We start from the raw sequence: 7,162 nt of genomic DNA on the forward strand, positions 1-7,162 counted from the left end.
CCGTCGACGACGTCCAGCTCGCCCCGATCGTCTGCCAGCGCGTCCGAGAGGAGGTCGGTCGCCAGCTCGCGGATCTCCGGCTCGAGTTCCCGGATCGCCCGCGGCTCGAACGCGTCGTCGACGACGCCGCGGAGCTCGTCGTGTCGGGGCGGATCCTGGAAGAGCATCGTCTCAAAGAGCAGGCCCTCCTCGGGCCGCTCCGGTTCCCGGAAGTCGTCGGCCAGCCGCGGGTTCACCGAGAACGTCCCGTCGTCGTCGAGGACTCGCTTGACGTCCGCGTACCGGAAGACGTCCCAGCACCCCCGGGACGGGTCGTACCGAACGGGGGCGGTCTCGCGCATCTCCCGGTACCAGTCGAACGGCTCGAGCCAGGCCTCCCGGGAGGAGAGCTCGTCGGGAAACGCCTGCAACCCCTGTGGATCTGCGCTACTCATGGGCCGTACACGGCGGGAGCGCACAAAACATTCGGGGATGGGTCAGTCGGTCCGCGGAATCGACCGGGTGCCCAGCGCGAAGAAGACGGCCGCGAGAACCGCGAGGATCCCCAGGTTCGCCAGCGCGGGATCGATCCCCGCGACCGCTGACGTCGTGGCGGTCGGATCGGTCGCCGCCCGCACCCCGCGGGCGAAGTACGTCAGCGGCGAGAGGTTCACGAGCGGTTCGAACCAGCCGGGCAGCTGCTCGAGCGAGACGAACGTCTCGGAGAGAAAGAGCAACGGCAGCCCAATGGCGTTGCTGGCGGCGACGGCGCCGTCCTGGGAGTCGGTGTAGCTGCCCAGCATCGCGCCGACGCCGCAGAAGCAGACGACGCCGACGAGAATGTAGGGGACCAACAGCGCCGAGAAGACGATCTCGGCGCCCGTCAGGACGATCACGAGCGCGAGGATCAGCAGGCTCGCCAGCCCGATGATGACGGCGTTGACGACCGTCTGGGCGAGCAGCCACTCCGCCCGCGTCTGGGGGGTCGTCGCGAGCTTCTCGAAGCGGCTCCCCTCGCGGTGGCGCGCGACCTCGCTGCCGAGCCGCGACAGCGGGGTAAAGAGGACGACCACGGCCAGGTAGCCCGGGACGTAGTACGCCGGGGGCTCGGCGAACAGTCCGCCCCCGCCCGGGTCGGTCCGAACCAGCGCGCCGAAGATGACGATCAGGATCACCGGGAAGAAAAAGGTAAAGAACACTGCGGTCCGGCGGCGGACGAACGCCCGCCAGCCGGCGGCGGTCTCGGCGCGAACGCGGCCCAGCCGGCTCACGCCGTCTCACCCGCGCGAGCGAGAGTCGTGCTATCGGTTCGCTCGAGTTCGGTTTCGTCGGCCAGCTCGAGGTAGACGTCCTCGAGGTCGGGCTCGGCCCAGGAGAGCCCGGAGTAGTCGATCCCGCGTTCCTCGAGGTAGTCGACGACGCGACCGATCTCGGCGGGCGAGACCTCGCGGACGACGACCTCGCTTCCCCGCTCGGCGGTGGCGAACGGGAGATCGTCGAACGCCGCCGGGTCGGCGGGCGTCTCGACGGTCAGCCGGCTCGAGCCGGCGTGGTCGGCGATCAGCGCCGCGGGCGTTCCCCGGGCGACGAGTTCCCCGTCGGCGAGCAGTCCGACGCGGTCGGCGAGGCGTTCGGCCTCGGCCATGTCGTGGGTCGTCAGGAAGACGGTGGTCCCGGCGTCGGCGAGGTCCTCGATCAGCCGCCAGACGGTTCGCCGACCCGCGGGGTCGATGCCCGTGGTCGGTTCGTCCAAAAAGAGCACGTCGGGGTCGTTGACCAGCGCGGTGCCGACGCAGACCCGTCGCTGCTGGCCCCCGGAGAGGTTCTCGTACCAGGTGTCGTCGGCGTCGGCGAGGCCGACGTCGGCCAGCACGGCCTCGGGGTCGCGGTGGTCGTCGTACAGCCCCGCGTAGTAGGCCACCAGCTCGCGGGCGGTGAGCCGATCCGGCGGCGAGAACGACTGCGGGAGCACGCCCAGGCGGTCGCGGTCGACCGCCGACGGCGCCGCCTCGAGGACGCGGGCGCTGCCCGAATCGGGTTCGGTCGTCCCGGTGAGCGCCCGAACGAGCGTCGTCTTCCCCGCGCCGTTGGGGCCGATGAGCGCGAACACCTCGCCGCGCTCGACCGACAGCGTCACGCCCGCCAGCGCCGTGGTCCCGTCGTATCGCTTCTCGAGTCCCTCGGCGACGACCGCGGTATCCATACGGGTCGCTATCGGCGCGGCCGGCGTAAGGGGTTCGATTCCGGCGCCGCGACGTCCGGCGGTCGAGTGCGAAGCGTACGCTCGGCGTGACGTTTGCGTTTGCGTTTACGATTGCGTTTTCGACAGATTCGGTCGGGCGGTCGGATTTCGTGCTCGACTCGAGTCGGTGTCGAAACACTGTAGGAACGCTCGAGGGTTGTCGCTATCGATGAGCCGGAGCGAACCCCTCGAGCGGCCCGACAGGGCGTGGTGGAAGAAGGCGGTCGTCTACCAGATCTATCCTCGGAGCTTCAACGACAGCGACGGCGACGGCGTCGGCGACATCCCCGGTATCGTCGAGAAGGTCGACTATCTCGATCGCCTCGGCGTCGACGTAATCTGGCTCTGTCCGGTCTACGACTCGCCGAACCACGACAACGGCTACGACATTCGTGACTACCGGTCGATCCTGGACGAGTTCGGCACGATGGCCGACTGGGAGGAACTGCTCGAGGCGCTCCACGCTCGTGGCATGCGCCTGATCATGGATCTCGTGGTCAACCACACCTCGAGCGAGCACGAGTGGTTCCGGCGGTCCCGACGACGTGACGGGAACTACGAGGACTACTACCACTGGAAGGAGGGCCGGCCGGCCGTGGCGGCCGACTACGAGACGGCCGACGGGCCCGACGACGAGGTCGCGCCGAACAACTGGGACTCGATCTTCGGCGGACCGGCCTGGAGCTACGACGAGGAGCGCGGCCAGTGGTACCTCCACATCTTCGATCCACACCAGCCGGACCTGAACTGGCGCAATCCCGACGTTCGCGAGGACGTCACGGGAGAGATCGAGTGGTGGCTCGAGAAGGGGATCGACGGCTTCCGGATGGACGCCATCGACCTGCTCTCGAAGACCGAGGGGCTGCCCGACGGGGATCCCGACGACGCCCTCGTCGGCTCGGAACACTACAGCCACGGCCCGCGCCTCCACGAGTACCTGCGGGAGATCTACGACGACACGCTCTCGAACTACGACGTCATGACCGTCGGCGAGATGGGAATGGCCTCGGTCGAGGCGGCCGCCGACTCGATCGGCGCGGACGGCGACGGGCTCGACATGGTGTTCCAGTTCGACCACATGAACGTCGACGCGGGCGAGAACGGGCCGTGGGGGCGGGCCGAGCCCGGCGACTGGGAGGTGACGGAGCTCAAGGCGATCGTCAGCCGCAAACAGCGCCGCCTCGAGTGGGACGCGCTGTTCCTGAGCAACCACGACGTCCCGCGGCTCGTCTCGCGGTTCGGCGACGACGACCGGTACCGAAAGGAGAGCGCGACGCTGATCGCGACGTTCCTGCTGACGATGCGGGGGACGCCCTATATCTACCAGGGCGACGAGATCGGGATGACCAACGCCGACTTCCGGAGCCGCGAGGAGATCGATGACCCCCAGACGCTGGGGACGATCGACGACCTGCTCGAGGACGGTGCGATCGACTCCTACGAGGACGTCCGGGAGTTCGTCAACTACCGAAGTCGGGACCACGCGCGGACGCCGATGCAGTGGGACGGCTCTCCGGGAGCCGGCTTCACCGACGGCGAGCCCTGGCTCAAGGTAAACGAGAACCGCTCGAGAATCAACGTCGAGGCCGCACTTGCCGACGAAGCGTCGATCTGGCACTACTACCGCCGGCTGATCGAGCTGCGGGACGCCGAGGACGCCCTCGTCTACGGCGAGTACGCACTCCTGTGCCCCGACGACGAGCAGCTGTTCGCCTACACGCGGACGCTCGAGGACGAGCGGGTGCTGGTCGTCCTCAACTGGTCGGCCGAGCCGGCGACGTTCGAGCCGGCGACGCTCGAGGCCGCCGGGTTCGAGGTTCTGATCGGGAACTACGGCGAGTCGCCCGCGGATCCGACCGACGCCGAGTTGCGGCCCTACGAGGCGGTCGTCTACGGACTCGCGTAGCGGAATCCCTCGAGTCCGTTTCTTGCTTTCGCAGGGCCAACCGTTAGACGCGCGTTCGTGGTATTCCGAGTCGATGGTACAACTCGGATACACGCTCTCGAGCGAGGAACACGAGCCCAACGAGCTGATCTCGATTGCACAGCGGGCCGAAGAAGCGGGATTCGACTTTCTCTCGATCTCGGATCACTTCCACCCGTGGGTCTCGGCGCAGGGCGAGTCGCCGTTCGTCTGGTCGACGTTGGGCGGGATCGCGACCGCGACCGACGATATCGAGGTCGGCGTCGGTGTCACCTGCCCGACGACGCGGATCCACCCGCTGAACGTCGCCCACGCGGTCGCGACCGTCGACGAGATGTTCGGCGACCGGTTCACGTTCGGCGTGGGAACCGGGGAGAACCTGAACGAGCACGTCACCGGACAGCGGTGGCCCGAACACGACGTCCGCCTCGAGATGTTAGACGAGGCGATGGAGGTCATGCGGAAGCTCTGGACCGGGCAGACGACGAGTCACCGCGGCGAGCACTACACGGTCGAGAACGCGCGGCTGTTCACGTGTCCGGACGAGCAGCCGACGACGATCGGAAGCGCGTTCGGCCCCCAGACCGCCGGGTGGGTCGCCGACAACACCGACGGCCTCTGGTGTTCCGGTCCGAAGGAGGAGCCGGTCGAGGCCTACGAGGACGCCGGCGGCGACGGACCCAGATACACCCAGCTCCACGGCTGCTACGCCGAAACCGAGGAGGAAGCGGTCGAGACGATCTACGAGTACTGGCCCAACGGCTCGGTTCCGGGCGAACTCGGCCAGGAACTCCCGACGCCGGCACACTTCGAGCAGGCCGCGGAGATGGTCGAGAAGGAGGACATCGCCGAGTCGGGAACGACGACCAGCCCCGACCCGCAGGACCACATCGACAGCATCGAACAGGCTGTGGACGCCGGCTACGACCACGTTCACTACCACCAGGTCGGTCCCGACCAGGAGTCCGCGATCGAGCTCTACGAGGAGGAAGTGCTGCCGTCGTTCTGAACGGCGTTCCTCGAGACGATTAGGTATCGATCTCGCTCACGATTCGGTCGTGGACTCGCGCACTATTTTCGGGGTAATGAGGCGAATCGACGGTAGATATTTACGGTACACGTACGTACACATACACGACGATGGGGACGAAAACCATCTCGCTTGCCGACGACGCTTACGAACGTCTTAAAGCCGAAAAGAAAGAGGGAGAAAGCTTTAGCGACGTTGTTCGTCGATTGACCGACGGCGTCACGCTCGAGGAGTACTACGGTACGTTGAGCGGGGACACAGCGGACGAACTCGAGGAAATCGTTACCGACCGAAGAGCGGAGCGAACGGAAGACCGCCGCGCTCGAGTCGAGCGGATTACGGACGCCCTCGAATGATACTTGACACGTCGTTCCTCATCGACGTACTTCGGGGAAACGAAGAGGTGGAAACGACCGTCCAACGGGTCGATTCGGCCGGCTCCGCGCACGTGAGTGCGGTAACTGTAATGGAACTTTGGGAGGGAATTCACCGCTCGAGCGCGTCCGAGCGCGAGCGAACGGCGGTCGAAAACCTACTCATCGACGTCCGCGAACTCCCGTTCGATCGCGACTGTGCGATGACTGCCGGCGAACTGAACGCGACGCTAAGCCGAGCCGGAACACCGATCGAGGATCCCGACGTAATGATCGCTGCGACTGCGCTCGTCCACGACATCCCCGTCGTGACGAACAACGTCGATCACTTCGATCGGATCGACGACCTCGAGATCCTAACGTACTAGCGATTTTCGCAGCCCAATCCGTTTTATCGCTCGCAGCGAAACCCTCGAGCATGGAGTACACCACGCTCGGCAACACGGGCACGACCGTCTCGCAGCTGTGTTTCGGCACCTGGCGGTTCGGTCGCTCGACGGGCGACCTCGAGAACGAGACGACCCGCGAGGAGGCCCACGAACTGCTCGACGCCTGCGTCGAGCACGGGATCAACTTCATCGACACCGCCAACGTCTACGGCAACCCTGACGGCACCAGCGAGGAGTGGATCGGCGAGTGGCTCGAGGATCAGGATCGGGAAGACCTCGTCATCGCCTCGAAGGTCTACTTCGAGTTCGACGGCTGGGGCGAGCCGGGTCCGAACGACTCCGGCCTCGGGCGCAAACACATCCGCGCCCAGATCGAGGGCACGCTCGAGCGGCTCGGCACCGACTACCTCGACGTCTACTACATCCACCGCTGGGACGACGAGACCCCGATCGAGGAGACGATGTCCGTGCTCACCGACCTCGTCCGCGAGGGGACGGTCAACCACCTCGGCGCCTCGACGATGGCCGCCTGGCAGCTGACGAAGGCGCTGTGGACCAGCGACGTCGAGGGGCTCGAGCGCTTCGACGTCACCCAGCCGATGGTCAACGCGGCCCACTACGACGCCGTCGGCGACTACCTCGAGGTCTGCGCCGACCAAGACCTCGCCGTCTGTCCGTACTCGCCGCTGGCGGGCGGGTTCCTGACCGGCAAGTACGAGCAGGCCGAAGACGGCTCCGTCGAGGCGCCGGACGGCTCGCGGGGCGCTTTCGACGACCTCTTCGAGGATCGCTACGCGACCGACCGCGCGTGGGACGTCCTCGAGGCCGTCGAGTCGGTCGCCGACGAGGTCGATGCCTCCCCCGCACAGGTCTCGCTGCGCTGGCTCATGGATCAGGATCGCTTCACCTGCGTGCCGATCGTCGGCGCGCGCTCGCCCGACCAGCTCGAGGAGAACGTCGGCGCGGTCGACGTCGACCTCAGCGGCGACCAGCTCGAGCGGATCGACGCGGCCCGCTCGAGCGAGGAGTAGTTCGGCAGGAGCGAGTAGCGTTCTTCGTTTAGACTCAGCATCCGCCTGAGATACCCGTATGCGTTACGTAGAGAGTACGAATGGAACGGCCGGCGTTGTATCTGCAGCTTCCAACTAACCACTGCCGGGTGGGACTGAAAGGGGCTGGCGTTCTCGGGCGTTCCGACGACGCAAGCACGCGACTGCAAGGAGC

The 7,162-nt window shown here is 66.7% G+C and carries 7 protein-coding genes and 1 pseudogene; 5 read left to right on the top strand and 3 right to left on the bottom strand.

Features of this window, described 5'->3' with window-relative positions; all coding sequences use genetic code 11:
* The 3 genes and pseudogenes from ACNA7R_RS18295 to ACNA7R_RS18305 all read right to left on the bottom strand — a co-directional run.
* Nucleotides 1-434, bottom strand: a pseudogene (locus tag ACNA7R_RS18295) (cytochrome P450); the annotation flags it as partial.
* Nucleotides 435-476: 42 nt separating this feature from the next.
* On the bottom strand, nucleotides 477-1,250 hold the full coding sequence (locus ACNA7R_RS18300; RefSeq protein WP_416284955.1) for an ABC transporter permease: 774 nt from the start codon (nucleotides 1,248-1,250) through the stop codon (nucleotides 477-479).
* The gene (locus tag ACNA7R_RS18305) at nucleotides 1,247-2,182 is read right to left on the bottom strand and encodes an ABC transporter ATP-binding protein (RefSeq protein WP_416284956.1); all 936 of its coding nucleotides are present in this window, start codon (nucleotides 2,180-2,182) and stop codon (nucleotides 1,247-1,249) included. The genes ACNA7R_RS18300 and ACNA7R_RS18305 overlap by 4 nt, the downstream gene beginning before the upstream one ends.
* A 208-nt stretch (nucleotides 2,183-2,390) precedes the next feature.
* Between ACNA7R_RS18305 and ACNA7R_RS18310 the strand changes: the two genes are divergently transcribed.
* The 5 genes from ACNA7R_RS18310 to ACNA7R_RS18330 all read left to right on the top strand — a co-directional run bounded on the left by ACNA7R_RS18310 (nucleotide 2,391) and on the right by ACNA7R_RS18330 (nucleotide 6,969).
* On the top strand, nucleotides 2,391-4,127 hold the full coding sequence (locus ACNA7R_RS18310) for a glycoside hydrolase family 13 protein (protein WP_416284957.1): 1,737 nt from the start codon (nucleotides 2,391-2,393) through the stop codon (nucleotides 4,125-4,127).
* A gap of 73 nt (nucleotides 4,128-4,200) precedes the next feature.
* Nucleotides 4,201-5,154: a TIGR03557 family F420-dependent LLM class oxidoreductase gene (locus ACNA7R_RS18315; protein ID WP_416284958.1), complete on the top strand. Its 954-nt coding sequence runs from the start codon at nucleotides 4,201-4,203 to the stop codon at nucleotides 5,152-5,154.
* Between the two features lie 131 nt (nucleotides 5,155-5,285).
* Nucleotides 5,286-5,531 (top strand): antitoxin VapB family protein, encoded by a 246-nt coding sequence (locus ACNA7R_RS18320; RefSeq protein ID WP_416284959.1) that lies wholly within the window; start codon nucleotides 5,286-5,288, stop codon nucleotides 5,529-5,531.
* Nucleotides 5,528-5,917 carry a type II toxin-antitoxin system VapC family toxin gene (locus ACNA7R_RS18325; protein ID WP_416284960.1) on the top strand — a complete coding sequence of 130 codons (390 nt, stop codon included), beginning with the start codon at nucleotides 5,528-5,530 and terminating at the stop codon, nucleotides 5,915-5,917. Before ACNA7R_RS18320 ends, ACNA7R_RS18325 begins: the two co-directional genes overlap by 4 nt.
* Before the next feature lie 50 nt (nucleotides 5,918-5,967).
* Nucleotides 5,968-6,969: an aldo/keto reductase gene (locus ACNA7R_RS18330; protein ID WP_416284961.1), complete on the top strand. Its 1,002-nt coding sequence runs from the start codon at nucleotides 5,968-5,970 to the stop codon at nucleotides 6,967-6,969.
* Nucleotides 6,970-7,162 lie beyond the last annotated feature (193 nt).

Origin of the sequence: Natronococcus sp. (genome assembly GCF_047921035.1) — an archaeon.
GTDB lineage: Archaea > Halobacteriota > Halobacteria > Halobacteriales > Natrialbaceae > Natronococcus.